Here is a 26,999-nt window from a genome sequence, read left to right as displayed (position 1 = left end):
TTGGAAAACAAATCCACACTCAATTTGATTCGCTCTTATACGGGATTGGGTCAGGTCTATCAAGAACAGGACGACATTTCCCGCGCGATGGACACCTTAGAAAAGGCCCTTCGTATTACGGGCATCCGTCCGCCGGGAAGTAGACCGGATACGATATTCAAAATCGTATTACAACTTTCTTTTGTTCTTCGTTTTTCTATATTCGGTTCTTCTTATACTTCCTCGAACAAAACAGAACGATTGAAACTTAGATGTATCATTTTGACTACTTTAGCCAAATTATACATCATGAAAGACATTAAAAAATTCGGTTGGTCAGTGTTTACGCAATACAACGCGACACAAAGATTTGAAGATCCAGTACGCCAATCTCTCGCGGAATGCGCACTCGGTCAGGTTTTTGTCGGAATGAATCTTTTCGGACCCTCAAAATATTTTCTGATCAGAGGAAGAGAACTGGCCGAAAAAACGGGAGATCCTTACGCAAAAGCGATCAGTATTTTGGTACAAAGCGCGTATTACATGATGCGCAACCGTTCGGATTTAGGACTTCCTTTTCTTCACGATTCAATTTCGATTTACCGCCAAGTCGGCGAAAAATGGGATCTACTTTCGGCACTTTCTTCGGGCGGTTTCCTTTATTATCTTCAATCCGATTTTAGAACCGCAAAGAAATATTTCGACGATATTGGGGAACTCGCGAGCGATTTAGGCGCTCAGTTACAACTCCGATGGACCCGAATCTGGTCTCCATACCTCGGATATCTTCTCGGCGAAATGGAACCTCTCGAATTAGAAAAAAAATTGTTAATCGAAGTCGAAAGAGCGGCTTTAGAAAACGACGTAATGAATGAACTTTCTACTATCAATAAATTGTTGAAACTCACAATACTCGAAGGTTGGCCTGAAAAAGCCGCATATTGGTCTAGAAGAAGTTACGCGGGATTTCTAAAATGTGAAGTAAAATTCCCTCAACTTCAAATCGGAAACGTTTATCTCGCGGAAGCCGCTCTTTATGCAAAAAGAGAGTTAGGTGATAATAGTTTGGATAAAATCATCAATTACGGTTTAAAACACAGTTTAAAACTCGGAAAATCTCTTCCTTATCTTTATGGTCCTGCTTTGATGCTTAAAGGAAAATTGAAGTTACACGACGGCAATCGAAAAAGTGCGGAAGCCATTTTTAAAAAAGCTGAATCCTTTTTGTCCAACACGTTAAATCAATGGGAATACGCGACTGCGCTGTATGAGGCCGGGCTGCTTCTGGAAGATAAAAATCGTATTTCGGTCGCAAAAGGAATTCTACAACAACTCGAAGCTAAAGCGGATTTAAAACGTTTGGAAGAAAGTTCGATTGTTTGAATTTTTGCTTCAAAGTCCGTCCCAAAACCTTAAAGTAAATCTGCTTCAATCATTCATAAGTTCGCAAGTAGTTTCCACAGATTACGAGATAATTTATGAACTTTTGAACGTCTTTTTCGTTTTTAAACTTCCGCATTAGACGCTTTTGTGGCAAGCTTCAAATTCAAAAGACGATTATATAAAGATGTAGTAAGATCATAAGATCTTATTTAAAATGACCCTACTACATCCGTAAATCAGTTACAATGAAAAGGACCGGCCTCCAAGTTTATGATAAATTAGATCTTTACTCCAATCTCTCTCGGGTGAAGTATTTAGTTTAACGTTAAAGAATGAATTAGGTTGGGCATTTTCATACCAAAGATAGATATAGTCTTTCCAACTTCCTCTGTCCCAAACCACAAGAAAATAATAATATTTCCCGTAAATATCAAAATCTTTGAATACGACCGAATCTCCATCCTTCAAACATCCTTGATTCGTTACTATCATTTCAAGTAGTTTAGAACCATTATCGAACTTGGGATAGTAGGCATAGTTACCGGCTCCCCCTTGAAGCCACCAAGTCCAAAAATAATTTAAATATTGAGAGGACTCGATTCTGACACGTCCGCTTAACATACAAAAGGTATCCGAATCCGGATCGTATTCTTGCAATAAATTGAACTTTGTAAATTCTGTTCCCTTTTCTTCCACAGGTCCATCCGCTTTTAACCATCCATCCGGCCTATTATGATCCGCTTGAACCGCCTTTCCCGTATATTTGGCTATTAAGGAAACTTGATCGTATTTTCTCCTGTGGCCGGACTTTGTAGGAGTGGAAGGATCAGCATAAACAAAACCATAAATTGGAAAATGATCGGAAAATTCGTAACTTGTATATCCATTCAATCTTTTCCAAGTAGTCGGCGAAATAGGATCATACGCTAAATTCTGCCAAACCGGGAATTGAAAATGGTCTTTGGAAACAAGTATATATTCTCCGTAGTTCGGGGTCCAGTTCCAGGAATAATAGCTATTATTATAAGCGGCGATTTTGTTCTTTTTAGGGTCCCATGTAAAAGGAATTCCAGCATAATTTGGCTCGTTTGCTTTTAGTACAGTAAGCATTTTTTGATAATAAAATTTATTATTCTTATCCACATTCAGACTTCCCACGATCAACACGATGTCCTTCTTCGGTATTTGTTTTGAACTGATAAATTTTCCGATTTCAGCAATCTGATCGGTTCTTGCGCCTACTCCCAAATCGGAACATGCAGAATCCTGCGATTGAGTATCCACTCCTAGGATATGAATTATCCGATCTCCTTTTTTAATTTTTACATAAGCAAATCCCTTATCATAGAGTGCATCATTACCGCATCCATGATTCTTGAAGATATATTGTATTTTTTCTTGAATAGGCCATTTGCTTAAAACAACAACCCCTCCGTTGTTGACGTTTTGTCTAAAATCTCCGAGAGTTTGGTTCCAACCATCCCGTGTTTTTCCGATTACGTCGGTTTGATCAGGATATTCCAAAGCAAGATTGTTTAGGAGTATATTTCGTGCATTCATATCGAACGCTTCCTCAAGCACGATAACGTCCTGATTTTTCATGAATTTTGATTTTGCAAGAAGTTCTGCCCTTTCTTCCTCTTCCCAATATCCGAAATATGTGTCTTCTTTCGAATATAAGAAAAGATTGTAGCTGAGAACATTTAAATCTTCGTCAGAATCGGATATTCTCGTTGAACTGGTATTTGTAAATTCTATGCTTTGATCCTTCGGAGTGAAGAAGAAAGAAGTTAACAAACTGTTATAAGTCGGTCGCTCATCGGGAATACAGTTTAAAAAAAACAAGAAAAGGAAATAACTTATAAAAAATTTTCCATTTTTAAATTCATTCGGCTTTTTATATATGTTTTGAAAAAATTTTCGCTTCAATTTCATCAAATACCCTCCATTTATAAATTGCTTTCGATATTACTATACACAAATTAAAAAAAACAATATTTTATGAAGAATATTTTAAAAAGGACAAATCCAGAGCACTACTTAAGAGACACACCTTAAAAATGTTTTTCTTTTTTCTATTCCCCAAAAAGAAAATATTAAATTATTCGGTTTGTCTATTGAAGACGTATAAGGTTCTGTATTTGGAATTAAAAATTTGTTCCAAAACTTTAGAATGCATTTTTTATTGTGTGATAGTTACCAAATAACGATCTTAAGACAAAATGGCGCCCCTTCTGGGCTTGAAAAGCGTGGGTTAGATGCAAGCATTTACCACAAAACAAGAAAACCAACAGAAGGAACGTAATGAAAAGAAAAGTATATGTAGGAATGGATGTCCACAAAGAAACGATTAGAATTGCGTGTTTAACGAACAATACAAAGGAAATAGTAAAAGAACAGCAGATAAAACATAATGAGGTTCAGATCAAAAAGTTCGTCAATAAACTAAAATCAGAATGGAACGAGATACATAGTTGTTACGAGGCGGGAGTAACCGGTTATCCACTTTACAGAAATCTAAAGTCTTTGGGAGTGAACTGTATCCTTGTAGCGCCAGGAAAGATACCAAGACAAAGCTCGGATAAGATCAAAACGGATAAGAGAGACGCGATCAAGTTAGCAAAATTATTACGAAGTGAAGAATTAGAATCGATTCATGTACCGAGTGAAGAGGACGAAGCGGTAAGAGATTATTTGAGATCCCGTGACAGCCTTCGTTTGGATTTAGGAAGGAATCGTCAAAGGTTAATGAAATTCTTATTAAGAAAGGGTATAACTTACTCAGCAACAAAGTATTGGACAGTCAGTCATAACAAATGGTTGAACAATCTACAGTTTAACAACGAGATCCTTCAAGAGACGTTTAACGACTATTATAGTCGAGTAAGAGTTCAAGAAGAGAATTTAAAAGCGATGGATAAGAGAATACAAGAGATAGCGGAAAGTGAACCGTATCGAGAGAAAGTAGGAATATTAAGATGTTTCCGAGGAGTGGATTATCTAACCGCAATGTTTTTACTTTGTGAGGTTTGTGACTTCAAACGATTCAAAACAGCCGGTTCGTTCATGAGTTTTCTTGGACTTGTTCCGGGAGAATATTCCAGCGGTTCCAAAAGAAAACAAACAGGGATAACAAAAACTGGAAGCCCCAGACTTCGAAGAATATTGACAGAAGCAGCTTGGCAACATCGTTTCCCTGGAACAGGAAGTAAAATTGTAACCGCACGTAGATCGGGACAACCTGCGTTAGTTGTTGCTTTGGCGGAAAAAGCATCTCTCAGATTACACAAGAAGTTTCGTAATCTACAGCAAAGAGGAAAAACTCCTCAGGTAATGATAACGGCAGTTTCAAGAGAGTTATCCGGATTTCTTTGGGCGGCGATGAATCTGGTTGCATAGAGTTAGAGTAATGTTTCATCCAATAATTGAATTCGTTAGAGAAGATGTACGATAAAGGAGGAATACTTGTTGGCTCAGTGTTGAAGCAAATTTGAATTTCAAAGTTGACCTTCGTTTTAAGACTAAGAACAGCTCCCGATGTATAGATTATCCTGCGGTATCCAACCCGCGAATATCAGTCTGATCAATCGTCGCGAATGCTTTTCTCTAACGAGTTAAATTATTGGGTGATTAAAAAAAATGCGAAAAAATATTTACGGCTCCGGATGGGGGCGCCATATCAGAGCTTGTCCCAAAACCTATTTCCAGGACATTCTAATTAAAATGATAGCAAATGCGATTTGGAATAATGCCTTATAATTTTCAAATTTGAATTCCCAACAAGTTTTTATGGCTCTAAATGCATTAAACCAAGCAAAAGTACGTTCGACTGTCCATCTAAAAGGATTTAGCGGAGCAATCCATTCAGGATTTCTCGCATTCTTTTTATTTGGAATTCGATATTGAATATTCTTCTTTTTAAATTGTTCTTAATCGTTTTGTTAGAGTAAGCCTTATCTAAAGAAAGGATTTCTGGTTTAAGCAATTTTTTGTTTCTAAATACTTTGAACTTTTCTAAAGTAGGAAAAAGTAATTTAGAATCGTGAGTTCCTGCCGAAGCGATTACAAAAGCTACAGGTGCTCCACGCCGATCGACGAGAATATGCCTTTTAAGGCCTCTTTTGCCGCGATCCGTCGGGTTTGGACCCGTGAAAGCCCCCCTTTGGGAGCTCTTGCGAAGCTACCATCAGATGCCATTCTTTTAGTTCTAATTTTAACAGTGCGCTCATAAAGTTTTAATGCTTCTTTTTCAATTTTATCAAAAACTCCGCTGGCTACCCATTCCTGAAATCTTCTATGTAACGTTGATTTTGAACCGAACATCGGAGGTATATATCTCCATTGAATTCCTGTTCTTACCCTGTAAAATATTGCGGCCATCGCCACTCTATCATCAAGCCGAGGACGACCTCCTTTCTTGGAGTTTGTTTTACGCTTTGGTAGCAAGGGATGAAGGCGTTTCCAAATCTCTTCAGGGATATCTAAATGACCTAAATCTGATTTCATATGTCATATCTATTTCCTGAGACTACAAGTACAAGGAGGTTTTGGGACAACCTCTAAGTAGAAATTTGATTTCTATAACCGTTATCTTTGGATTTTATAGAGATGTCGTATATAGAAATTGAACAACTGCTTGAGAGTCCATAAACTCTCAAAAGAGGTGTAATCTGCGAGAAATCCACTTTTACCACGAACTTGAAATATAATCACATTTGATTTTGGGGATAAATTCAAAATATAATATATAAGTATATTATATTTTCCTTATTAAAATTACTTAAGACAATCTTTTACAATTGAAAAATGAAACATGCATAAACCGCCCATCGTACTTAAAAATTTCCATACGGTTTTAACATCGACACAAAATGAATCCTTCGCAAAACACCTACTCTTACTGAATGCGAATCGAACGTAAGTGATTCCCTCTATATGTTTATTTTTCCGTAAAAACAAAACGCGGGAACTCCCACGTTTCAAGGGTCAAGACAACATTACAATTGAATATTCATTAATCTCTTGAACGAAGTAGTTTCACAAATTACTTCGTATTATGTTCTTTTTGTATTTGAAACAATTCCTCACAACGAAATTTCTATACAGCAACTCATAAATAGTGGACTCTAATTTCGTGAGAATTTCCGAATTTTTGAGACGACTTTAATTTTCTTACACCGAACTCACTCTACTTAGCTTTTTTACCGATAAAGAACGCAATCGCGCCAATCACGTAAAGTTCGTATTCTTTAAAATTCTCTTTGAGAGCAGTTTCCAAATCGGGAAGAGTATCTTCGGTATTATGAAAAACTCCTTTTCGGTTTAATTTTTTCATTCCGATTTTGGATAAGAAATGAGTCTGACCCAAATCGTGTAAGCCGGTAGATCCGAAAATGACCCCGTCCGGTTTGCGGATTTTTAAAAGATTCTCGAATGCGATTGAGGCTTTTTTTCGGATGGGTCCGGGAACGCAGTGAAACAAGAAATTCAATCCGATCGAATCGAATTTTTCCTTTGTTGGAATCGGTTCCAATATGTTGGCCCTATAAGCGTTGAACTTCCCCGCTATTTTAGAAAGCCTTCTTCTAGATTCTATCAGAGTATTCGGATTTAAATCCATTACCGAGATGATCGGTTTTTCTACCGGAAACGTCGCCTTCTGCAATAGATAACCCGTTCCCACCCCTATATCCAGATGGTTGCCACTTAGATTTCGACTGTATAAATCGATCAAATTTTGCGGAACACAGCGCCAGAACCATCTACTGATGATATGTAAAACGAAGAGGTCGTAAAACCTCAGAAAACTAGGAGTATAAACCTGTTGCCCTTCTATAACTTCCTGGCTGTATTGATTTTCAGACATACCAAGATCGATATACAGTTGATTTTGTTGCATTTTTAATCCTTTTTGTTTTTTGTATTCCGGAATTTACCGCATAAGGAACGGTTTATTTTTCCCTCAAATCTTTCAAGTATATTCCCAAATCACATTATTGTATTATTGTATTCAAAAAATATGGAATATTATCACCGAACGCAGGACTTTTCGCACCAGATCATAGTCCGGCACAGATTGAAGCGGCCGTATGTTCGGCCACCGCAGAAATGGTCATAACCGGGTGAAATCCAATCGAAGATGGGATTGCAGATCCATCGGCGATAAACAAATTTCTATAACCGAACACTTCTCCAGTTTCAGATACGACTCCTTTATCCGGATTAGATGCGAGGATACAACCCCCAAGAGAATGTACTGAAATAATCCGATTAAACAACAAAAAGGTTGCCAGCGGTCCGAATTGTCCGCCGTATGCGTCTCCAACTTGTTGCATGGAAGCAGTCATATCTTGGATGAGGGTCTTATTTTCTTTGGAATACTTCCACTTCACATCTATATTCTTACCTCGACGAACGATTTCTCCGTTCGCGTTATCCCTTCCAATCGCAAATAAGTTGGTCATATAAGTAGGATCACCCGCGCCCGGAAGTCCAGGCGGTAACGGTTTTGAAAGTAGCCCCCTTTTAAATATAAAAGGCAGAATCCATTCCAAACTCTTCCAAAAAAGAGGAGCGATCATTCTTAGCAACCAATTCGGTTTAGAAATTCCTAATGAAGCGAGTACCGTCATTACGGGTTGATTGAATGTAGGTGCCGCCATGGTAAACTGAAATCCCTTCGGAAAATAATTGATTACCGTTGTAACGTCCGGCCCATCCCAAGGTTTGAGTTCGGTTTTACTCGATTCGATCCCTCCCAGAAAATCCCCATTTCCGGAATATCCCTTTCCAAGCTGTTTACTTAGATTCGGCAAGGTTTTGTATTTGTCTCTACTGTTGAAAAGAATTCGATTGGTTCCCAACGTTCCCGCAGAAAGAACAACTCTTTTGGCATATACAGATCGTTTTTCTCCAGTTTCCGTATTTTCGTAGTAAACCACATAGCCGTTTTTTAGGTCGGGAGCGATATGAGATACCAGAGAATTGATTTGAAATACGGCTCCGTTTTTTTGAGCATCTGCAATATAATTAAAATCTAATGTATTTTTAGCCCCGTGATTACATCCGAACTCGCATTCCGCACAACGTACACATGTGGATTGCCCCGGTCTGGAAGGTCTTAGCCAACTAGCGGCCTCATCCGGATCGAAATAAGTGTGCTGATTCAATTCCGCAGCGGCTCGAAATTTATTCCTTTTCGGAAGATCCCACTCCGGTGGAACTGGTTTTACGTCGAACTTGGCCGCGACTTTATCGTAATAAGGATCCAGATAATTTCGATTGAACGGAGCAGGCCAGCGAGGATCTTCGAATACCTTATGGTCGGGACGAATATGAATGTTGGCGTAAATCAGCGAACCTCCTCCCAAACCAGAAGCCGTCACGGTTCCAAGCCCGCTGAAAAAATTAAGCTCATAGAGTCCCAAAGATTTTCTTTTTTTAGGATAACGCCAGAGAAGGTTATCAGTTCGGCGTACATCTCGGGGAAAATCCCCCGGAGAGTATTTTTTTCCCCTTTCTAAAACGAGAACCTTTTGACCTTTTTCGGAAAGCCTTAAGGCGCTGATAGAACCTCCGAAACCGGAACCGATTACAATCGCGTCGTAGTGTATATTGTCTTTTGACATACTTTCTTCCGTGAAATTATATTAGTGATTTATAAAATTAAAAACTCTTCAATACAGATTTAAGGACTGAAGTATCAAAGGATACACGTCCTTGTAAGCGTCTTTACCAAATATACAATCGATATGTCCGTAATTGGGAATCACATGACGTTTATATTGATTCGGATTGAATTGATCGATCAGTTTTTTGTAGGTTAGCTCCGTACTTTCCGGAATATAACAACGGTTCTCCGCTCCATGAATGAACGTGATCGGCAGGTTAAGTCTATCCCAATTCGGAACATACACATCTTTTCCTTCTGAGTTCACTACCTTGTGTGCACGAATCATCTTGGACAAATGTTCAAACGCTTTTATGTTAGAAACTCCAAACATTTCTCCCAAACCGTATCGATAGGTTTCTTCATTCAAATTTTCTAATCTATAAAGGCTTCCGTAAAGAAAAGAGATTCTCCTGCTGACCGGATTAACATCGTGAGAGAAAAGAGACTGCGGCTGTAACGCCAGAACGCTATTGAAAAACTTATCCAACCATCCGTCTTTATCGCTCGTATACGCCGTCATATCTTCGATTCCGAGTGCATCCAAAATCTCCGCCGTATGAAGTCCTACTTTGATATCCATAGAAGTAGGAACTTCCACATCCGCTGAAATTTGAGAAAGAACCACGGAACGAACTCCTTCCAAACCCGCAAGCAACGCCATCGTAAACGTAGTTGCACCGAAACAATGAGCGACTACTTGGATTTTATCTACTTTGGTAAGTTCTCGAACCTTATTTACCGCGGCAGGATAATCTTTCGTTGCGATCATGTCTCCGGTGTTAGGCAAAGGAGCCGAAGGAAGAGCGATTGAGGTTCTATAATCAAAAAGCCAAATGTCGTATCGATTTTCGAAAAGATATTCCAAAAGATTGGTATCAATCGTATCGATACTGAAAATCAAGCTGGAAACTCCGAGACCCGGTGATAAAAGAACCGGCCCTTTGTTACCACCCTTATATCTTAAAAGCCTTAAGTTCGCTCCGTCTGAAGCTTTGAAAAAATGAACTTCGGGAGAAGAAACCCGAAGTGGTCTTTTCGTTCTTGGCCTTGCGTCCTTGTCCCAAGGAACAATCGAACTTGCGACTCCTCCGTAAACGTCGTATAACACACCTGCAAAAAAGGAACCGAACTTCGCCAATCCTTTAACTTCGTCGAGGATTGATTTAGAATTGATGACCTTCATCGTAGTCATTTGTTTTGCAAAATCTTCTGGAAGTATATGTAGAATTCCTTTTCCAAATACGGGAGAATTTTCAGTTTCACCGTCATAGATAGTCGTGTATAGAGTACTCGTATCCCTCCAGATGTTCGTAAGTCCGTCGTCTTGAATCCATTTGGCTCCTACAAAAAGATATTTTTTACCTTCTTCCGTGTTGAGAATCATATGATAGACCATGTTTCTGGTCTCGACTCGATCCTCTCTGGAAATGAATAGTAAAAATTCTCCGCCTGTGACCGTGATTACGTCTTTGGAAATAAAAGGCGCTTTTACGGTTCCGAATAACGTAGCCTTATGATCCGGATTGCCAACCATCTCTTCCAAATTTTCACTCCGGATCGTAAGCAAGAATTCGATGGAAGAACCTTCGTCCTTTCCGATCTGATAACCTCGTTCCGTGTCTTCTTTAGATTGGGTGGAAAAAAATCCCTTCATACATTCCGTGAATTCGATTCCTAAAATTTTTTCTCCCGAAACATTTCCATTTTTAGGATAAGAAGGAAGATTATAGTCGATTTTAAGTCCTTTTTGAGTCGTGAGTTTCTCACACGCTCTTTCCGAAATCGCACAAATCGTAAGCAGAGGATTAACTCCCAAAGATCTAGGAATCACGGAACCATCCATGATATACAATCCGTTATGGGTTTCAGTCCCGCTTTTGCCGGAATACACCTGGCAGTTTTCATTGACTACAGAAAAAGAAGCGTCCTCCCCCATCGGACATCCACCGAGAGGGTGAACCGAAATCAAGTCCTGATCTGTAAGGCGGTTCCATACCGGATTCTTAATATACGTTCCTTGAAGAGGAACCGTGGCTTCCTTCAAGATAGTACTGATTTTTTCAAAGATCGGTTTTTTTCCCACGTTCGGCCAGGAAATTCTCAAACGATCGTTTTGTAGAAACATCTTCCCGTCATTTCCATCGTGAGCCATAACTAGATAAGTCTGAGTATTTCGAACCGCACCTCTATAAGAACCTAGAATAAAACTTAAGAAAATTCTAATTTTCTCAATAACCCATTGAAAAAATCCCTTTTTGGTTTTGACACCGGTAAGTTTAGAGCCAAGCGCAAAAATTGCGGGCAATTGACCGGCAATCGCACCCGGAATAGAACCTTCTTCAATGATCATTCCTTCGTTTAAAGGAACACCTTTACGGGTATCAATTACCCCAGTGATACATGGGCCGACATTTGCGTTTCCATTCGTTTTTTTCGTTCCAAAACCGATTCCGTTGATTTTGATATTTCCATTATAAGAAAAACCTAACATATCTCCGTTTCCGCTAAATCGAATCCCGACTGCATCAGAAACGCTCAGTCCTTTTTCTTTGGAACGAAGCAGAATCTCCGTAGAACCCAAAGAACCCGCAGCAAGAACCACAGTTTTAGTACGAATGAACAATTCGTCCTTGCTGAATTTTTCCCGGTCCACTCCAAGCGGAGTAAAATGAACCAGCCAAGAATCTTCTTTTTTTTCAATATAAGTTACTTTTACTTCCGTAAAAATTTGTGCTCCGAAATTAACCGCATCCGGAAGATAATTCATCAGAGTCGTGTTTTTGGAAGAAACGTTACAACCCGTAACACAATCTCCGCAGTTTGTACAAGCTTCTTGGTTGACTCCGACGTGATTGATTTTGGATTCGAATGTCACGTTAATCGGAGTCGGATAAAATTCTTTTTTTAAAAAAGAAGCAGAAGTTTTAAGAGCCTTGTACTTTGTAAGATTTCTATATTTGTTCGGAAGGATATTCGGTCTTAACATTTCTTCCGCGCGGGAATAATAAGGATCCATTCCGTGCTGACTTGCTTCTTTGCGGATGATTTGTGGCCAAGCCGAATCTTGAAACACTTCGGGAACCGCCCTTAAACTTACGTTCGCGTTGATAAGAGAAGTGCCACCTAAACCGCAACCGACTAAAACGTTGATATCCTTGTTAAAATGAAAGTCAAACAAGCCACTTTTAGAACCGATATGTTTGTCTTCGTAGTTGGCTTGAACTTCTTCAAAAGCTGATATTTCCTTGCTCGGAAATTCTCCAGGTCTAATTTCCCTGCCTCTTTCCAAAAGACAGACTTCGATTCCGGCTCTGGAAAGTCGAGACGCCGCGATTCCACCGCCATAACCGGATCCGATCACGACTGCTTCGTATTGACTTTTTACTTTTTCGATGGGTTGAGAAATTTTCTGAATCAATGTTTTTGCCTGGGTTAAATTGGCAGAACATTTTCAAAAAAGCAAAATATTGCAAGAAAAATAACGATATAAGTCGAACTCCTTTTAAATATTTTATTCGTTCTTTAATTGACTTTGGGATTTAAGTTAGTCAGGTTTGAATCAAGTACGAATATGATTGTTGAATTCCATTCTGAAAATTGAAACGTCCGAATCCCGAAAGCGGGAATGACGTCTGTATCTTAATTTGAAATCAGAGGGAATCGTATGTCACAATTAAATCCAATTCTCACTTCTTATGGATGGGAACCTGAAACGTTTCTTACGGAATCCATCGAAAATTTAAAGCCTGGAAGGGTCATATCCGTCTATGGAGAACATTCAAAAATTCTAACGGAATTCGGAGAACGAAAAGGAATTCCCTCCGGAACTTTGATGTCTTCGGGAGAATTTATCGTGACAGGGGATTGGGTTCTCGTTCGAGAAATCGACGGAGAAGATCTTTGTATCGTGGAGAAAATCCTTCCTCGAAAAACGTTTTTAAGAAGAAAAAATCCCGGAAAACGGAAAAGTTTCCAGGCGATCGCTTCGAACATCGACCTCTTACTCGTGATCATGGGTTTGGACAGCGACTATAGCCCGAGAAGGATAGAACGTTATTTATTCTTGGCCAAGATCAGCGGCGTGACGACGGCGATCATATTGAATAAAAAAGATCTTTGCGAACACTCCGAACAAAGATTTTCAGAAATCAAAACGATCGCCGGAGAAATTCCGGTCGAAATGATTTCCGCTTTGAACCCAACGTATGCCCCGAAAATTCTCCGCCTTATAAAACCCGGAAATACGATCGCATTTCTGGGATCCTCGGGTGCAGGCAAGTCCACGATCATCAATTCGCTATTAGGTGTTTACGCTCAGAAGACGAACGAAGTCAAATCCTCGGACGGAACCGGAAAACATACCACAACTCACAGAGAACTATTTCTTTTACCTTCAGGTGGAATTCTCATGGATAATCCTGGAATTAGGGAGGTCGGTCTTTTTTCCGAAAGCGGCGAAGAAGATCTGGAAGAAATCTTTCCTGAAATTGCAACCGCCGCACAAGAATGCCGCTTTAAAGACTGTTCGCATAACGGAGAACCAGATTGTGGAGTCGCGGCCGCGTTGAAAGTCGGTAAAATCGACGAAGCGCGATACTCTTCTTACCTAAAACTAACTAAAGAATTACAAGCTCATAAAGTCTCGATCGATTCCGAAGAAGCAAGAAAAAAGAAACAGAAAGACAAACAACTTTCCAAAGCACTGAGAAAACGGCTCAAAGACAAAGGAAAAATCTAAAACTCGTCTCAAAACCTTAGAATTGTAGGAACTCCTACCAGTTTTAACGGTGAAAATACAATTTAAAAACCTATAAACTCTCCAAAGGGACGTAATACTCGCTTCGTTATTAACGATTTAGTAATTATGATTGTGATTTTTTTAGGATTTGGAACAAGTTTTTAAACGAATAGGCCTCTATTTTTCTGCTAAGGAAAATAGCGTTTCTCAACAATCCTCAAAAGAAAATAGTTTACTCCATTAGATTTTTCTTGTTTTCTAAAGAGTTTCCGTAAATCCCAGCCAAAAAACCTTTTTTGTCTATAAAGATTCCAGAGAGAACAAAAATCAATCCCCTCATCCTTGATTGCCCAAAAAAATGAGATCGAAAAAAATCTTTTAATTCTTGAAGCAAATGTTATAAACTAATCAAAATATCCGAGTTATTCGTTTTTATGATTCGATCTTTCTTAACGATCTATTTTTCGCTTAGTTTCGCAGTTCCTTTGTTCGGCGAATCTTCGGTTCCGGGAAAGATTTCCCAACTCCAGAATAACTCTTCCTTTCGTTCTTTTATACATTACTTCACCGATTCCAAAGGTAAAAATTTTCGGGAAAGAATTTTTGCAAAAGATACTTCTCTTTCATTTCGGAACATTCCGGCAGAAATGTTCTCGTTGGGTTTTACCGAAGATACTGCTTGGTTTTACATTCCCTTAAAGAACGATACTTCAAACGACTACTATGGAAAGTTCGAAATCTATAATCCTTATCTTGAAAAAGTGGATATTCATTATCGATACGGATATAAGGATCAGATTTATGAAATTCTTGCAGGGACAAATCGCGTTTACGAGGAAAATTTTCCAGTTCTCGATTTTTATCTTCGTCCCGGAGAAGAAATTCAGATCGTTTGTGCAATTAAAAGCGGCACTCCTCTCCGTATTCCTTTTGTGTTGGAATCGGAAAAAAAATATAATTTTACGGAACAGTTTCGTTCGATCGCAGTCGGCCTAACCCTCGGCTTTGGAATTGCGATGGGTTTATACAATCTATCACTGTATTTCTCCTTCAAAGCAAGGTCTTATCTATATTATTTTATTATGATTTTATTTTCCACGATCTATCTAACGTCTTGGGACGGTTTGACTTTACCACTGTTTAAACCGGCGCACGGACAATATTACCTTCCTCTCACTTTAGTTTTTATTTATACCTCCACCTTGTTTTTGTTTTTATTTTCTCTGGAATTTTTGTACCCGGAAAAAAAGGATAAAGGGGCCAAAATTGTAACGGCCATCTATGTCGTCTCCAACCTTCTTTTGATTCCTCTTTCAATTTTTTATCCGATCCAACTGAATCAGTTCTCATATTATCTGGGGCTGATTAATAACTTAATCATTGTGTATTTTTGTATCGTGAAAATCAGGGACGGTTTTAAGCCCGCAAAAAATTTTTTGCTGATCCATATGGTATTTCCCATCGCCGGAGTTCTTGCGAATTTAAGTACCACGGGCGCGATTTCGATCAATTATCTTTCTCTTCATCTCTTAAAGTTGGCCTTCGTTTCCCAATCCATTCTTTTTTCTGTCATGCTCGTCCAAAGGATAAAAGAACTGGAATTTAGGCTCAAAGAGGGTTTACAATCCGAGATTCATAAGAACATTATTCTTCTCAAAAAAGAAATTCAACAAAGAAGAGAAACCGAATGGGAACTGATTCAAGCAAAGGAAATCGCGGAAAAGGCCTCCAAAGTAAAAAGTAGTTTTCTTGCAAATATGAGTCACGAGATCCGAACTCCCATGAACGGAGTGTTGGGAATGGTTCAGCTTTTAGGGACTACGAAACTCAACGACGAACAGAAAGAATATATCCAAATTCTTTCCATTTCCGCCAAATCATTATTACAGATTATCAACGATATTCTCGACTTTTCCAAAATCGAAGCCGGAAAAATTTCCTTGGATAAGGAAGTGTTTTCGATTCGTTCCGTTTTGGACGAGATACACGATCTTTTATATCCTCTTGCAAAACAAAAACGAATAGGTCTTCGGCTGGAAGGTAAATTCGAAATTCAAGAATACGTTTACGGAGATCAACTTAGACTTCGGCAAATTTTATGGAATCTTACCGGCAACGGAATTAAATTCACCAATCACGGAGAAGTAGTCCTTAACGTGTCTCAAAAAAATATTTCGAAAGACAAAATTTCAATAGAGTTCACCGTTTCAGATTCTGGTATCGGAATTCCTTTAGAAAAACAAAAACAAGTATTCGACGCATTTTCGCAAAGCGACACATCCACTGCGAGAAAATTCGGAGGTTCCGGTTTGGGTCTCAGTATCACGAAACAACTTGTGGAACTCCAAGGTGGAACTTTGAACCTGGAGAGTAAGGAAGGTTACGGCTCCAAGTTTACGTTCACGATTACTTATGGTATACCTTCCGAATCGGAAATCGAAAAGATTTTCGAAGCAGAAAAAACGAAGGACTTGGAAAGCGCTTATTCGAATGCGACTTCTAAAAGTATGAGAATTCTCGTAGCAGAGGACAACGAAACCAATTGTCTTTTAATCGAAAGAGCGCTTAAAAAATTAGGTTACGATCCGGTCGTCGTTCACAACGGCAGGGAAGTAATCGAAAAGATGCAATTAGACTTTTTCGATATGATCCTTATGGATATTCATATGCCCGAGGTGGACGGAATTGAAGCCACAAAATGGATTCGTTCGCAAAAACAAAATACGGGATTTCCAATTATCATCGCCCTAACCGCAGACGTAATCGAAAGTAACAAGGAAGTATATATTTCTAAAGGTATGAACGACTACCTGACCAAACCTTTAGATTTGCCCCTTCTCAAAAAGACCTTAGATTTCTGGTCCGACCATGTAAAAATCTCTCACTGGAAATAATAAAAATCTTTCTGCAAACCGTAACCTTTTGTTTCTTACGCTATCCGTTTCACTCACCCTACAAAAGTAAGTACGCGAAATCTGAGTCTGTCCCAAACCTTCGCAATCATTCGGTAATTTTGTAATAAAACGTAGTAGTTCCCACAGATTAAGTCTCCTTGAGAGTTTATCCGACTTTTTAACGAATTTTACCGTTGGAACACTCCAGTGGGAGTTCCCACACTCTAAAATTTTGGGACGACACTGATTTTGCAACGGCGAATAACGTCGATTATTTTGAATTGGAAACCGGAAAGTTTGTCATTTTGGAAAAATCGATCCTACTACTTTTTTCCGAAAGACGCTCGGAATTTGCTTCCCGCATACTTTGAAAATCGTTGAACCGAATTCCATAACGTTTCATCGCAGAAAGGACGTAAAACGCGACCCATTGTCTAAGATAAAACGGTTGATTTACAACGAAGTGATGGATTCCATGAGTCGCTCCGAAATTGAAGCAAAAAAGATGGAACGGAAAAACCAGCCAAGAATTTAAAACTTGGGTTTGGTGATAAACGTTCGGAATGTTTCCATAGTAGTGCATATTTGAAGAAACGACTTGGATCGAAGTTTGGCGAATCCAATTCGGGATCAAATAAACGACAGCAACAGAGTTCAAAATCGATCGGTTCGTTTCCAAAAACGAAGGCTCCAAAATCGGATTTCCGAATAATATATTCAAAATATGGAATGCATTTACGGATAGAAAGGAATACCAGAGCAGAAAGAAAATTTCCCGATACGGTCTTATGGTTCTCGGAACCTTGATTTTTCTAAGTTGGAGATACGCGTCTTTCGCGACTTTTCTTCCGTGTAAAATCAATGCTAAGTTTCCGTCGATCATGATTAAAACTCTTTTTAAACCGAAAGGCACTCCATTCCCAATCATTCTTTCTTCCACGTCCTCTTTGTTTCCGGACAGCTTATGATGTAGAAGATGGATTTCTCTCCGAAACCAAGGATTAACCGTGTTGGCCCTAAAAAGCCAAACCACCCAGAACATAAAATTTTGAACTTTTACTCTTCCCTTGTAGTAAAGGTTATGGATGAGATCGTGTTCTATCTCGTGCAAAAAGGATGCAAGGATCGCGTTAAAAACAATACAAAGCCAAAAGGGAATTAGATTCGTTATATATAGTACAGCGAAAAAGATCATACCGGATGCAGAACCGATCGCGATACTTAAGCCGATTTGATCTTGATATTTTGATAAATATGGAAATCGACTCCGAATTCGATCGTCCCAAAATCGAATCCACTGAATGATCTTTCTAGTTTTTTCCTTTTCCGAAAAAACCTCGTAGGGTTTGTTACGAGTTTTCCATTGCGAATTCATAAGTTATTTTACGTCATCCTAGAATTTTGGGCTTATCTTAACTCGCTCCCAAAGTCAACTATTTCGATTTATAAACCAGATTTCTTCCTACGTAAAATTCTATCCTAGCTTCCAAGAATCAGAAACTTTTTTTCCGGTTCTTTTTTATATCATACCAGTGAAATCCGATCCACTATCTCATTAATATTCGAACCGAAAAGACGCCATGTCTCTTTTAAAATCCAGATTTTGAACGGCTTTATGAACTCTTGATAAAACGTCCCAAAAAAGAAAGAAAAACACAATCGGTAACAAATTGAATTCCTCTGTTTTAATACGAACTCGGCTCGGAATTCGTATTATATAAAGGCAAAAATCGATTTAAATCTTGCAGATCGATTTTTCCGCCGGAAAGGGTACAAATCCCGTCCAAGCCGGAAAAAACTTCTTCAAAAACCTCATAACGGAATTTTTCCAAAAGTATCCAACCTTTGCTTGTAGAAGCATATAATTTTTTCTCGTTGATCAACTTTTCGAAAAGTCTCACTCCGATCATGGATCTTATTTCATATTTTTCTAATATTTTTAAAGCCTCATTTATGGAAACAGTATTTCCTTTGGGAACAGAAACGCTTTTCAGAAAATTCAGAATGCGGGTAACAATAAAAAGGGAATAAATATCCTCTCTTTCAAAATGTTCGGAAAGGATCGCCATCGAAGTTAATCTGGAAAGAAAAACGTCGGATTCGCTTCTTTCCGGAAAATCTGAAGCAATCGGAGAATTCGGAGTAAGATAAAAAAGCGAAGCGCCCATCAAAACGGGCTGGGCCGCGTTAAACCGAAGCGTTTGAATCATAGATTCCAAAGTTTCCATCGGAAGTCCAAGGATTTGATACGAAGTAATTTGAAATCCAAGTTCGAAACTTTCCCAAACGATTTGAAGATACTTTTCGATCGTATGCGGTCTTTTCGTAGTCTCTCTAACGAGTTTATCAGAACTGACCAAGGCGAGGTTCAGATTCGTAAATCCCGCATCCTTCATCAAACGAAGAAGCTCACTATCCAAACTGATATAAGAGATTCCGTTCATTGCGACGAGCCGAATGTCTTTTTTAGGAAAGGCTCGAATCAATTCTTCACAGAGCTTTTTCATTTCGGGGCGGAAGAAAGTCAAATTGTCGTCTTCAAAATCGAATACCCGGTAACCAAGTTCATAAGATTCTTTGATTTCGTTTAACACATTCTCAACCGTATTTCTTCTATACTTGGTTCCAAAGGTAGTGTGAACCGAACAAAAACTGCAACGATGCGGACAACTTCTAGAAGTGATAACAAAACGTATCGGCTTTCCTTCGAAAAGATAATGTTCCTTCGATAAGGAAGATACGTCAGGAGATGGAAGCTCTTGAATCGGAAAATTATCCCCGATCGGATTTAAACGAAGACTTCCATTTTCTTTCCATCCGAGAGAATCAACGATCGCATAACGTTTATACGTTTGAAATTCCCTCAAAAAATCACAGATCGGTTTCTCACCTTCTCCTCGAATGATAAAATCCACGTTCGGATTTGAAAGCATTAGTTCCGGACAAGCGGATACATGAGAGCCCCCCATTAAAACGGGAACGTCTAATACTTTCTTCACTGTTTCCGCCGTCTTTAAAGCCTCTCTGTAATAAGGAGAAAACAAAGAGGAAATACCCACAAGATCGGGCGCCAGAAATTTTACTTCGTTTGCTATATCTTCGTAAGGCGCTCCGAAATGAAAGTATTCAAAAAACGTGGAGAATGGACTTTTATCCGGAACTGAATAATATTCCTTTAAGTATTTGAGTTCGCTCGGAATCGGAACCGTTCTTCTTCCCGCAAGTTTGTCTCCCATGCCTCTATGAAAATCGCGGATAATGACTTCTATGTTTGGTAAAAATTTTTGTATAGCTCCTTTGAGATAACATAGTCCGATCGGTTGCAATCGGATATCGGTATCGTAAAAATCTTGCACTGGCGGTTGAATAAGCAAAAGCCGCATGTCACCATAGAAACAAAAAGAATCACAAGATCAAGCTTCTTCGTCCCTATCGAAAACAGACGAACCGAATTTTATCCGTTGACCCTAAAGGATTTTCGAGTTATACTTCGCAGGCAATAAAAGGAGTTTCAGCATGCCTTATAAACCCACACAACCGAGTATGGACTTGAGTAAATCGCTAGTTCAATTCGCAAAAGATACTTCGGTAGGGACTTTAGAAAGCGTTCGTTCGATACTTACCCAATCCTTCGATTGGTCATCCAAGCAGTTGTCTCAGCTTTCCGGAACTCCTTTGGTTCAGAATACGAGTCTTGCGGAATTTTTTTCCAAATCCGGGGAGTCTCTCAAAAAGGCAAGTGAAAAAACGGAAGAAGGATTGACCCGGGCTTTAAGTTCCACGGCAAAGGCGATGTATGAAACGTTATCCGCTATTGAAAAAGCGGACGTAGTTGTTAAACGAATTTTTTTTGAAAACATCCCCGTTTCCAGTATAGTAGGAGAATCCTTTGCGGGACTCGTAACTACTTCCCATATTCAGGCGTCTTTTCGGCTTGAGGGAAAGGACGCAGGAGTTCAAGAAATCCTAATGGATTGGAAAAAGTCTAAACTCCCGCGTTTGATCCTTTGTATTCCGGGACTTTTTTGCGACGAGGGACTTTGGAATGCAAAAGGAGAGGTTCCTCTTTCCGATACGATGAAAAAATGCGGTTATTACCCGATCTATCTCCGTTTCAATCCGGGGATTCATCTTTCCACGAACGCAAAGCTGATGTTGGATCTTATAGAGACGCTTTTAAATTCCCCCGAAATAAAAGGAGACACGTTAGACGTTATATCTTACAGTCAGGGCGGCCTGATTTTCAGAAGCGCCTTATATCAGGCTAAACAAAAAAATTCATCCTTTTCAGACAGGATTCGCCATGCACTCGTAATCAATTCTCCCGACGGAGGATCGTATATCGAAAAAATTGGTTTTTGGCTCGGGCTTGGAGCGGAGTCGTTACCGATCCTTCCAGTTAATATCTTAGGTTTTATCGGAAATCAGAGAAGTGATGCAATCAAAGATCTTTCTCACGGAATTATCCGAGAAGAGGATTGGGTTCAAAACGATCAAATCAAGAGGTATGTAAATGATTTGTATTTCAAAGAATTGGACGAAGTGAATGCGACTCAGATATACAGTTTAGTAACAAAAGAAGAATCCAAATGGTCCTCATGGATCGGCGACGGAATCGTTGAAAAGCCGAGCCTTACTTTGTTAAGCGACAGAGTATATCGAAAAAAATCCGATCCTGAATCCAGGGTTAATTGTTTGCTCGAAACTTCCCATTATCAGGTGATAACACATCCGGAAACCCATAAAATTCTCCGTAGAGTTTTGACCGACCGATTTTAAATCAAAATAGGAAGCGATACGGCTTTAGTTCAGGAAGCATTTTGCCTGAGTTTATTTAACGCGCATTTATTTCTACTCTTACTGAAGTTATATTTGGATAAAACACGGAGGACAAAATACTTTCCGGTCACGTTTTGCTCTTACTCGGAGCTTTTGTCGATGCGATCACTTCTCTTTCCGGTTTAGGCTCATCCTCATTACGATTTATTAAAATTGAATATTAAAAAAGGCGCATTTATTTTCACGGGAGTTGTTCCTTTTTTGGCGGTCAACATTTGTATCAGCTACATACTCGAAACACCGCGCTCCCGTATTCGAGTGCGTTTCAAATCGGTTATGTGAACTTCTTGTTTTCGATTTCTCTTTTTATTGGAACCTATGTGCGACCCTCCGTCGGTAGTCAAGGCAGCACAAAAAGTCAAAGCGAAAACGATCCGTTATACATTTACTAGGATCCTTCTGATTTTGTTTGCAAAAAAGGCTTACAAACTCTATAAAACTTAGAATTTATAAGAGACATAATTTTCCCCCTACATAGCAATCTTTTCTTTTTGGTCCTATCGGATTTGATTGACAGATCGGCGTTTTAAAAATCATGTTACCATTAAGTCACATGTTAGAAAAAGAATTAAGTCCGGTCTTCAAGGCCCTTTCCGATGAAAGTCGGAGGAGAATTCTGGACATTCTAAAAAATAAGCCCGGTATTTCCGTGGGAGAATTGACGGACTTTTTCGAATTCAGTCGTTTTGCGGTGATGAAACACCTCAAGGTTCTTTCGGAGGCAAATCTCCTAAAGATAGAAAAAAAGGGAAAGTTCAGAAACATTTATCTCAACGCGATTCCAATCCAAATGATCTACGATCGTTGGATTTCGCAATATAGCAAACACTGGGCGAGTTCTCTAACGCGGCTTAAATACGAAATCGAAGGAGAAAGTAGAAGAATGGAAGAATTAAAACAAGTCTATACTTTGTATATCAAGACGAGCGCGAATAAACTTTGGGATACGCTGATCCAGTCCAGTATCACACCCGAATGGTTCGACGGAATGGCAGTTACGTTCGAACCGAAAGTGGGCGCTAAACTTACCTACGACATCAAAGGTCAGGATGGAAATAAATTATCCGTGGTGGAAGGAGACGTTTTGGAGTTTGATCCCCAAAAAAAACTGGCTTATACGTTCAGACTTTCCGCGGAACCGAAAGCCACGAAAGATCGCGCATCCAGAGTGACTTACGAACTCGAACCTTCCGGACCGGATTCGGTAAAATTAACGGTAACACACGACGACTTTGACGGTAAAACGACTACTTTTTTCGGAGTTTCGCAAGGATGGCCTAGACATCTCAGTAACTTGAAAACGTATCTCGAAACCGGAAAAGGTATGAACCTGCCTCCGATGCATTGATATAAAAAAATGAACTGGGAGAAAAAATTATGATCCATTATGGAAAAATCAACGTGATAGCGGGCTTCACTGCAATGTTACTCGCCGCGATGGGAGGATTTGCGCTCGGAGCCACGTTCGACACGAACGTTGTCAAAGATGGGCAATACATTCTGAGTATCGTGCGTTTTTATCTGAGAGAAGGGCATTCCCATGGAATGCCGATCGCGATGTACAATATGATCGTAGGCCTTTGGATCGATAAGGTCGCGCTTTCGAATCGTTCAAAACTGATCGCTTCTTGGGCGGCTGTCTGCGGACTTCTATTACCTATCGGACTCGCATTAAAAGGAGCCGCAGGCGCACCTGCAAACTTTCCTCCGGTAGGACTTCCAGGAATCTTAGGAATGTTCACTTCGATCATCCTTCTTTTGATCGGAGCGATTCGCATTCAAAGAAACGCATAAAAGAGTCCTTCCTAATGTGCGCATAAGAGATTTTGCGCGCGTTCGTTTCGGTTTACTGCCGTTTTAAAAAAATTTTTCTAATAGAAGCGACACGGCGGAAACCTCGGGAGACTTCCTCTATCAGAAAATCATACTTTTTGCAAGTAAAAAGTATGATTCTTGTCGGAACACTTGAAAAAACATGTGTGTTAGATTCTTACTATTTCAAAATTCCTCTCAACTTGTAAGTCCGTCTTCTGAGCTGAAGGTCGCAGAGTTTTCCTATGGATCGCTCTCTTGGGGTGATACCCCGATCCATAGATGAATCTAAATCTCAATCTTTTAGGATTGCAAAAACGATATTAAAAGTTCATAAAGAAGTTCAAGTGATCGTATTGAATTTGCTACAATTTACCAATCTTTGAAAAAGACGGATAAAGAAGACTCGCTCAAGATCGCAAGACCCATACAACGTTTCCAATAGAAGAATTGCCGGTCGTTCCGATTCCATGCCTGGGGTCGGTATGATTACTTCTTTGGCGATCATGAGTTACAAGGGTATTCTCTTCGGCGAACAAGCCGCTTACTACGTAGGCCTGCGCCAAGGGTTGATATCTCGGGCGGCTCCGTTTATTACGGCAGAATTGTCAGCCGAGGTTATCATTCAATTCGAAGAGTGATCGTTCAAGCGGCCTGGAGCCTTCTCCGTTGTCAATATGGCAGAAAGATAAAAAGAATTCCATCAAAGATTATATCCTAAAAAAGGTGCTAAAAAATCAATCATAGCGACTTCTCGTAAAATGATCAAAATTTTTTATACAACGATTAAAACGGGAGAGATTTTCGATTCTATGCCTGAATTTGTATTGAATCGAAAATTAGCTCAATATGGTCTTATGTAATAAAACTGCAGAAGGGCTTGACACAAGATACATAGGAGAAAGCAGCACTTTAGTTTCAGCTCGCGAGTCATTTTTGCGATAAAATTTGCGAACGACTCGCCCGAACTTTCTTATATCGAATTCACGTTATTTATTGCAGTATTCTTCTCAACTTGTGGATAAAAGTATGGTAAAGACTTTCAAAAATGGTTCTGTTCGGAAAATCGAAAATGCAAATTAGAGAAGCCTCCATTGAAGACTTGCAGGAAACCGCAAAATTGTTCGACGAATATCGTCTCTTTTATAAACAGAAATCGGATTTGGCAGGTGCAAGAAAATTTATCGAAGAAAAAATTCGTAAACAAGAATCCAAGATTTATCTTTTAATGAAAGGGAAAACTTACTGCGGCTTTACTCAGTTGTACCCTATCTTTACTTCCATATCCATGAAACGGGCTTGGATCCTAAACGATCTTTTTGTTCGTCCTGAACATCGTAAAAAAGGAGGAGGTAAAGCCTTAATCGAACAAGGAACTTCTCTTGCAAGAGATACCGAAGCGAAGTATCTTACATTATCAACCGCTTTTGATAATCGTACGGCTCAAAGATTATACGAGTCGTTCGGCTTTGTGAAAGACGAGGAATTTCTTAATTATACTTTAGTTATATAATCCATTTAAATTTCTGAATGTATGTCTGAGACAAAAAATTTAAAATCCGGAATTGTTCAAAAGCCCTGTCAGCGTTGCGGAAAAATCTTTGGTTGTGGGGCAGCGATAAATTCCTACGAATGTTTCTCGGTAAATTTATCCCCCGAAATCCTAAAACAACTCCGAACAAATTACGGCGATTGTATTTGTGTTTCCTGTTTAAAAAATCTAAGCGAGTCGGAAGAAAAAAAGTTCAATATGTTTTAGATGACTAAAAGCCTGTCCCAAAACCTTTAAAGAAATCAGTTACAATGATTCAGTAAGTTCGTAACAAAACCGTAGGAGTTCTCACATCCCCAGATTTTTGAGACAGAACTCTAAACAAGAACTGCCTGTTTGGAAGCCCTTTCCAACTTGATCAGATTGGCACTTGCCGTCGCGACACTATCCAAATGATAGGCTTGTGTGATCGCTTTTCGTTTTTGAAGTTCCTTTCCGCCCAATACCTTAAGTGATCTTTCCAGAAGCATTCCGCAAAGAAAACGAGCGGCGATTTCCACCACCTCAAATGCCAAAGAATCTTTTACATTTCCGTTATGAATCGATTTATAAAGCCCTACGCTGGTATCAAGGTCGCTCCAAACCTTTTTGAGATCTTCCGACGGGGAGAATTTAGAAAGTTCTTCTTCCGCGTATTGTCTGAGTTGTCCGGTTGGAGACATTCCCGATACAACACCGCCAATTGCCGCCACAATCTGCAATTGGGTTGTTCCTTCGTAAATTGTAGTAATTCTACTATCTCTATAGATTCGAGCTACGTCGTAGTCTTCGGTGTAACCACTTCCTCCGTGAATCTGCAAAGCATCCGATGCAATTGCCACGCACCCTTCAGACGCGTAATACTTACTAAGTGGCGTGAACAAATCCGCAAGTTTTTCCCAACGACGAATCGTTTCATCCTGACTCACATCTTTTTCGGATTTGCCTTCGGCTTTGATAAGGTGCTCTTTCGGCCAATGATAGAGATCAATCGCCTTTCCGGTTTCAACGATAAGAACTCTGGTAGCTAGAATTTCCCTTTCCATCCGATCCAAAATTTTTCTGACTGCAGGAATTTGTTCGATCGGTTTGCCGAATTGAATTCTTTCCGAAGCGTATTTTTTTCCTTCGTAATAAGCAGCAGTCGCAATTCCTAAAGATTGAGTCGCGATCGTAAGTCTCGCAGCATTCATCATTCCCATAGAATATTTCACAAGACCGTATCCAGTTTTTCCAATCAGTTCTCCCGGCGAATTATCGAAAACAACTTCACAAGTCGGAGAACAATGAAGCCCCATTTTATGTTCCACTCCGGCTATATGAACATCTTTTCCTTTTACGAGAAAAAAAGACAATCCTCTCGCGCCGCTTTCGGGTGATCCGGTTCTCGCCAATGTAAGAATTAAGGAAGGTGCGTCGATATAACCACAAGCATGTGTGATAAAACGTTTCGCTCCATTAACTCTCCAGACACCATCTGCATCTTGAGTTGCTCTTGTTTGAACGTTCGGAAGATCTGATCCGTAGTTTGGTTCGGTAAGCGCCATCGCCGCACTGTATTTTCCTGCGGAAATTTCAGGGAGCCATTTCTCGCACATTTCGGAAGAAGCGTATCTTTCCATAATCTCTACAATATTTATATTTCCGTATGCAAGACAAAACGCTGCATCAGCCCTCGCCGCAATTTCCATCATAAAAGACTGAACAGTTGCAGGTAGTCCTATTCCACCATATTTTCTACTGATCGAAATCGGCATAAGTCCAGCGTCTCGGAGAGTATTGTAACATTCTTCCTGAGCCGTCGGAAACGTTACCTTTCCATTCGCATATTTGAGTCCGATTTGATCCATTTCCTTACTGCGAGGAGCCACAAATTCCCCCATAATTTCACCTAAGGATTCTAACACGGATTTATAGTATTCTTTAGCCTCCTCCACGTTTGAAGGAGCATAAGCCAATTTTTCATTACCGGTCTTTTTATATTCTTCCGCATCTTCGAATTTATGTTCGTAAGCGTGAATAATTTTTTCCCAATCGATCAACTCGTCGAAAACGAGTTTAAGATCCTCGTTGTCCTGAAAATAATTACTGATAATCATGGGATTTCGTACCTCTCAACTATGCCCAATAGTTAAAACCATCTCGGAGATA

At 39.5% G+C, this 26,999-nt stretch carries 16 protein-coding genes and 3 pseudogenes (1 of these 19 running past the window's edge); 11 read left to right on the top strand and 8 right to left on the bottom strand.

Going from position 1 to position 26,999, the window contains the following annotated elements:
• On the top strand, positions 1 to 1,362 hold the 3' end of the coding sequence (locus tag LEP1GSC190_RS01530) for an adenylate/guanylate cyclase domain-containing protein (protein WP_002745778.1). The gene continues 2,832 nt to the left of window position 1, outside the view; the window shows 1,362 of its 4,194 coding nt (coding positions 2,833-4,194); the start codon falls outside the window, past its left edge; the stop codon is at positions 1,360 to 1,362.
• Between the two features lie 240 nt (positions 1,363 to 1,602).
• Here the strand turns inward: LEP1GSC190_RS01530 and sph are convergent, their stop codons facing one another.
• Positions 1,603 to 3,297, bottom strand: coding sequence for a sphingomyelin phosphodiesterase (gene sph / locus LEP1GSC190_RS01525; protein WP_002745735.1), 1,695 nt, complete (start codon positions 3,295 to 3,297; stop codon positions 1,603 to 1,605).
• Between the two features lie 369 nt (positions 3,298 to 3,666).
• Here sph and LEP1GSC190_RS01520 point away from each other — a divergent pair, with 369 nt between their 5' ends.
• Both LEP1GSC190_RS01520 and LEP1GSC190_RS20670 read left to right on the top strand, forming a co-directional pair.
• Positions 3,667 to 4,761 carry an IS110 family RNA-guided transposase gene (locus tag LEP1GSC190_RS01520; protein ID WP_002745713.1) on the top strand — a complete coding sequence of 365 codons (1,095 nt, stop codon included), beginning with the start codon at positions 3,667 to 3,669 and terminating at the stop codon, positions 4,759 to 4,761.
• A 197-nt stretch (positions 4,762 to 4,958) separates the two neighbouring features.
• Positions 4,959 to 5,063, top strand: a pseudogene (locus LEP1GSC190_RS20670) (histidine kinase); the annotation flags it as partial.
• Here the strand turns inward: LEP1GSC190_RS20670 and LEP1GSC190_RS01515 are convergent.
• The 4 genes and pseudogenes from LEP1GSC190_RS01515 to LEP1GSC190_RS01500 form a co-directional block, all read right to left on the bottom strand.
• A pseudogene (locus LEP1GSC190_RS01515) lies at positions 5,061 to 5,868 on the bottom strand (IS5 family transposase). The pseudogenes LEP1GSC190_RS20670 and LEP1GSC190_RS01515 overlap by 3 nt on opposite strands.
• A 682-nt stretch (positions 5,869 to 6,550) precedes the next feature.
• The gene (locus LEP1GSC190_RS01510) at positions 6,551 to 7,261 is read right to left on the bottom strand and encodes a class I SAM-dependent methyltransferase (protein ID WP_002747130.1); all 711 of its coding nucleotides are present in this window, start codon (positions 7,259 to 7,261) and stop codon (positions 6,551 to 6,553) included.
• A gap of 160 nt (positions 7,262 to 7,421) precedes the next feature.
• Positions 7,422 to 8,990: a GMC oxidoreductase gene (locus LEP1GSC190_RS01505; RefSeq protein ID WP_002747141.1), complete on the bottom strand. Its 1,569-nt coding sequence runs from the start codon at positions 8,988 to 8,990 to the stop codon at positions 7,422 to 7,424.
• A gap of 48 nt (positions 8,991 to 9,038) precedes the next feature.
• Positions 9,039 to 12,452 (bottom strand): alpha/beta fold hydrolase, encoded by a 3,414-nt coding sequence (locus LEP1GSC190_RS01500; protein WP_002747069.1) that lies wholly within the window; start codon positions 12,450 to 12,452, stop codon positions 9,039 to 9,041.
• A 246-nt stretch (positions 12,453 to 12,698) separates the two neighbouring features.
• Here LEP1GSC190_RS01500 and rsgA point away from each other — a divergent pair, with 246 nt between their 5' ends.
• Together rsgA and LEP1GSC190_RS01490 are read left to right on the top strand one after the other, a co-directional pair.
• On the top strand, positions 12,699 to 13,772 hold the full coding sequence (gene rsgA / locus LEP1GSC190_RS01495) for a ribosome small subunit-dependent GTPase A (RefSeq protein ID WP_002747073.1): 1,074 nt from the start codon (positions 12,699 to 12,701) through the stop codon (positions 13,770 to 13,772).
• Between the two features lie 434 nt (positions 13,773 to 14,206).
• On the top strand, positions 14,207 to 16,666 hold the full coding sequence (locus tag LEP1GSC190_RS01490; protein ID WP_002747110.1) for a hybrid sensor histidine kinase/response regulator: 2,460 nt from the start codon (positions 14,207 to 14,209) through the stop codon (positions 16,664 to 16,666).
• 271 nt (positions 16,667 to 16,937) lie between these two features.
• Here LEP1GSC190_RS01490 and LEP1GSC190_RS01485 read toward each other — a convergent pair whose 3' ends face one another.
• Both LEP1GSC190_RS01485 and LEP1GSC190_RS01480 read right to left on the bottom strand, forming a co-directional pair.
• Positions 16,938 to 18,041 (bottom strand): fatty acid desaturase, encoded by a 1,104-nt coding sequence (locus tag LEP1GSC190_RS01485; RefSeq protein ID WP_002747123.1) that lies wholly within the window; start codon positions 18,039 to 18,041, stop codon positions 16,938 to 16,940.
• Positions 18,042 to 18,351: 310 nt separating this feature from the next.
• Entirely contained in the window at positions 18,352 to 20,049 is a 1,698-nt protein-coding gene (locus tag LEP1GSC190_RS01480; protein WP_036035878.1) for a B12-binding domain-containing radical SAM protein, read from the bottom strand.
• A 133-nt stretch (positions 20,050 to 20,182) separates the two neighbouring features.
• On the opposite strand from LEP1GSC190_RS01480, the gene LEP1GSC190_RS01475 reads away from it, so the two are divergent.
• The 6 genes and pseudogenes from LEP1GSC190_RS01475 to LEP1GSC190_RS01450 all read left to right on the top strand — a co-directional run bounded on the left by LEP1GSC190_RS01475 (position 20,183) and on the right by LEP1GSC190_RS01450 (position 25,076).
• A complete protein-coding gene (locus LEP1GSC190_RS01475) occupies positions 20,183 to 21,445 on the top strand; it encodes an esterase/lipase family protein (protein ID WP_002747090.1) in 1,263 nt (420 codons plus the stop codon).
• A 613-nt stretch (positions 21,446 to 22,058) separates the two neighbouring features.
• A complete protein-coding gene (locus LEP1GSC190_RS01470) occupies positions 22,059 to 22,853 on the top strand; it encodes an ArsR/SmtB family transcription factor (RefSeq protein ID WP_002747098.1) in 795 nt (264 codons plus the stop codon).
• A 29-nt stretch (positions 22,854 to 22,882) separates the two neighbouring features.
• Positions 22,883 to 23,299: a hypothetical protein gene (locus tag LEP1GSC190_RS01465; RefSeq protein ID WP_002747081.1), complete on the top strand. Its 417-nt coding sequence runs from the start codon at positions 22,883 to 22,885 to the stop codon at positions 23,297 to 23,299.
• A 302-nt stretch (positions 23,300 to 23,601) separates the two neighbouring features.
• Positions 23,602 to 24,180 (top strand): annotated as a pseudogene (locus LEP1GSC190_RS01460) (transposase); the annotation flags it as partial.
• A 209-nt stretch (positions 24,181 to 24,389) separates the two neighbouring features.
• Complete coding sequence (locus tag LEP1GSC190_RS01455) at positions 24,390 to 24,830, top strand: GNAT family N-acetyltransferase (protein WP_002747085.1); 441 nt, start codon at positions 24,390 to 24,392, stop codon at positions 24,828 to 24,830.
• A 21-nt stretch (positions 24,831 to 24,851) separates the two neighbouring features.
• Positions 24,852 to 25,076 carry a cysteine-rich CWC family protein gene (locus LEP1GSC190_RS01450; RefSeq protein WP_002747122.1) on the top strand — a complete coding sequence of 75 codons (225 nt, stop codon included), beginning with the start codon at positions 24,852 to 24,854 and terminating at the stop codon, positions 25,074 to 25,076.
• A 110-nt stretch (positions 25,077 to 25,186) separates the two neighbouring features.
• Here the strand turns inward: LEP1GSC190_RS01450 and LEP1GSC190_RS01445 are convergent, their stop codons facing one another.
• Complete coding sequence (locus LEP1GSC190_RS01445) at positions 25,187 to 26,947, bottom strand: acyl-CoA dehydrogenase family protein (RefSeq protein WP_002747133.1); 1,761 nt, start codon at positions 26,945 to 26,947, stop codon at positions 25,187 to 25,189.
• Positions 26,948 to 26,999 lie beyond the last annotated feature (52 nt).

The organism is Leptospira mayottensis 200901116, assembly GCF_000306675.2.
In the GTDB taxonomy this organism is placed as follows: Bacteria; Spirochaetota; Leptospiria; order Leptospirales; family Leptospiraceae; genus Leptospira; species Leptospira mayottensis.
The sequence above is the reverse complement of the archived record's forward strand: the minus strand, read 5'-3'. Positions and strand labels throughout refer to the sequence as shown.

Excerpts from the sequence above, each read along its gene's own strand:
- sph (WP_002745735.1), bottom strand. The coding sequence starts at position 3,297 with ATGAAATTGAAGCGAAAATTTTTTCAAAACATATATAAAAAGCCGAAT.
- LEP1GSC190_RS01520 (WP_002745713.1), top strand. The coding sequence starts at position 3,667 with ATGAAAAGAAAAGTATATGTAGGAATGGATGTCCACAAAGAAACGATT.
- LEP1GSC190_RS01510 (WP_002747130.1), bottom strand. The coding sequence starts at position 7,261 with ATGCAACAAAATCAACTGTATATCGATCTTGGTATGTCTGAAAATCAA.
- LEP1GSC190_RS01505 (WP_002747141.1), bottom strand. The coding sequence starts at position 8,990 with ATGTCAAAAGACAATATACACTACGACGCGATTGTAATCGGTTCCGGT.
- rsgA (WP_002747073.1), top strand. The coding sequence starts at position 12,699 with ATGTCACAATTAAATCCAATTCTCACTTCTTATGGATGGGAACCTGAA.
- LEP1GSC190_RS01490 (WP_002747110.1), top strand. The coding sequence starts at position 14,207 with ATGATTCGATCTTTCTTAACGATCTATTTTTCGCTTAGTTTCGCAGTT.
- LEP1GSC190_RS01485 (WP_002747123.1), bottom strand. The coding sequence starts at position 18,041 with ATGAATTCGCAATGGAAAACTCGTAACAAACCCTACGAGGTTTTTTCG.
- LEP1GSC190_RS01480 (WP_036035878.1), bottom strand. The coding sequence starts at position 20,049 with ATGCGGCTTTTGCTTATTCAACCGCCAGTGCAAGATTTTTACGATACC.
- LEP1GSC190_RS01475 (WP_002747090.1), top strand. The coding sequence starts at position 20,183 with ATGCCTTATAAACCCACACAACCGAGTATGGACTTGAGTAAATCGCTA.
- LEP1GSC190_RS01470 (WP_002747098.1), top strand. The coding sequence starts at position 22,059 with ATGTTAGAAAAAGAATTAAGTCCGGTCTTCAAGGCCCTTTCCGATGAA.
- LEP1GSC190_RS01465 (WP_002747081.1), top strand. The coding sequence starts at position 22,883 with ATGATCCATTATGGAAAAATCAACGTGATAGCGGGCTTCACTGCAATG.
- LEP1GSC190_RS01455 (WP_002747085.1), top strand. The coding sequence starts at position 24,390 with ATGCAAATTAGAGAAGCCTCCATTGAAGACTTGCAGGAAACCGCAAAA.
- LEP1GSC190_RS01450 (WP_002747122.1), top strand. The coding sequence starts at position 24,852 with ATGTCTGAGACAAAAAATTTAAAATCCGGAATTGTTCAAAAGCCCTGT.
- LEP1GSC190_RS01445 (WP_002747133.1), bottom strand. The coding sequence starts at position 26,947 with ATGATTATCAGTAATTATTTTCAGGACAACGAGGATCTTAAACTCGTT.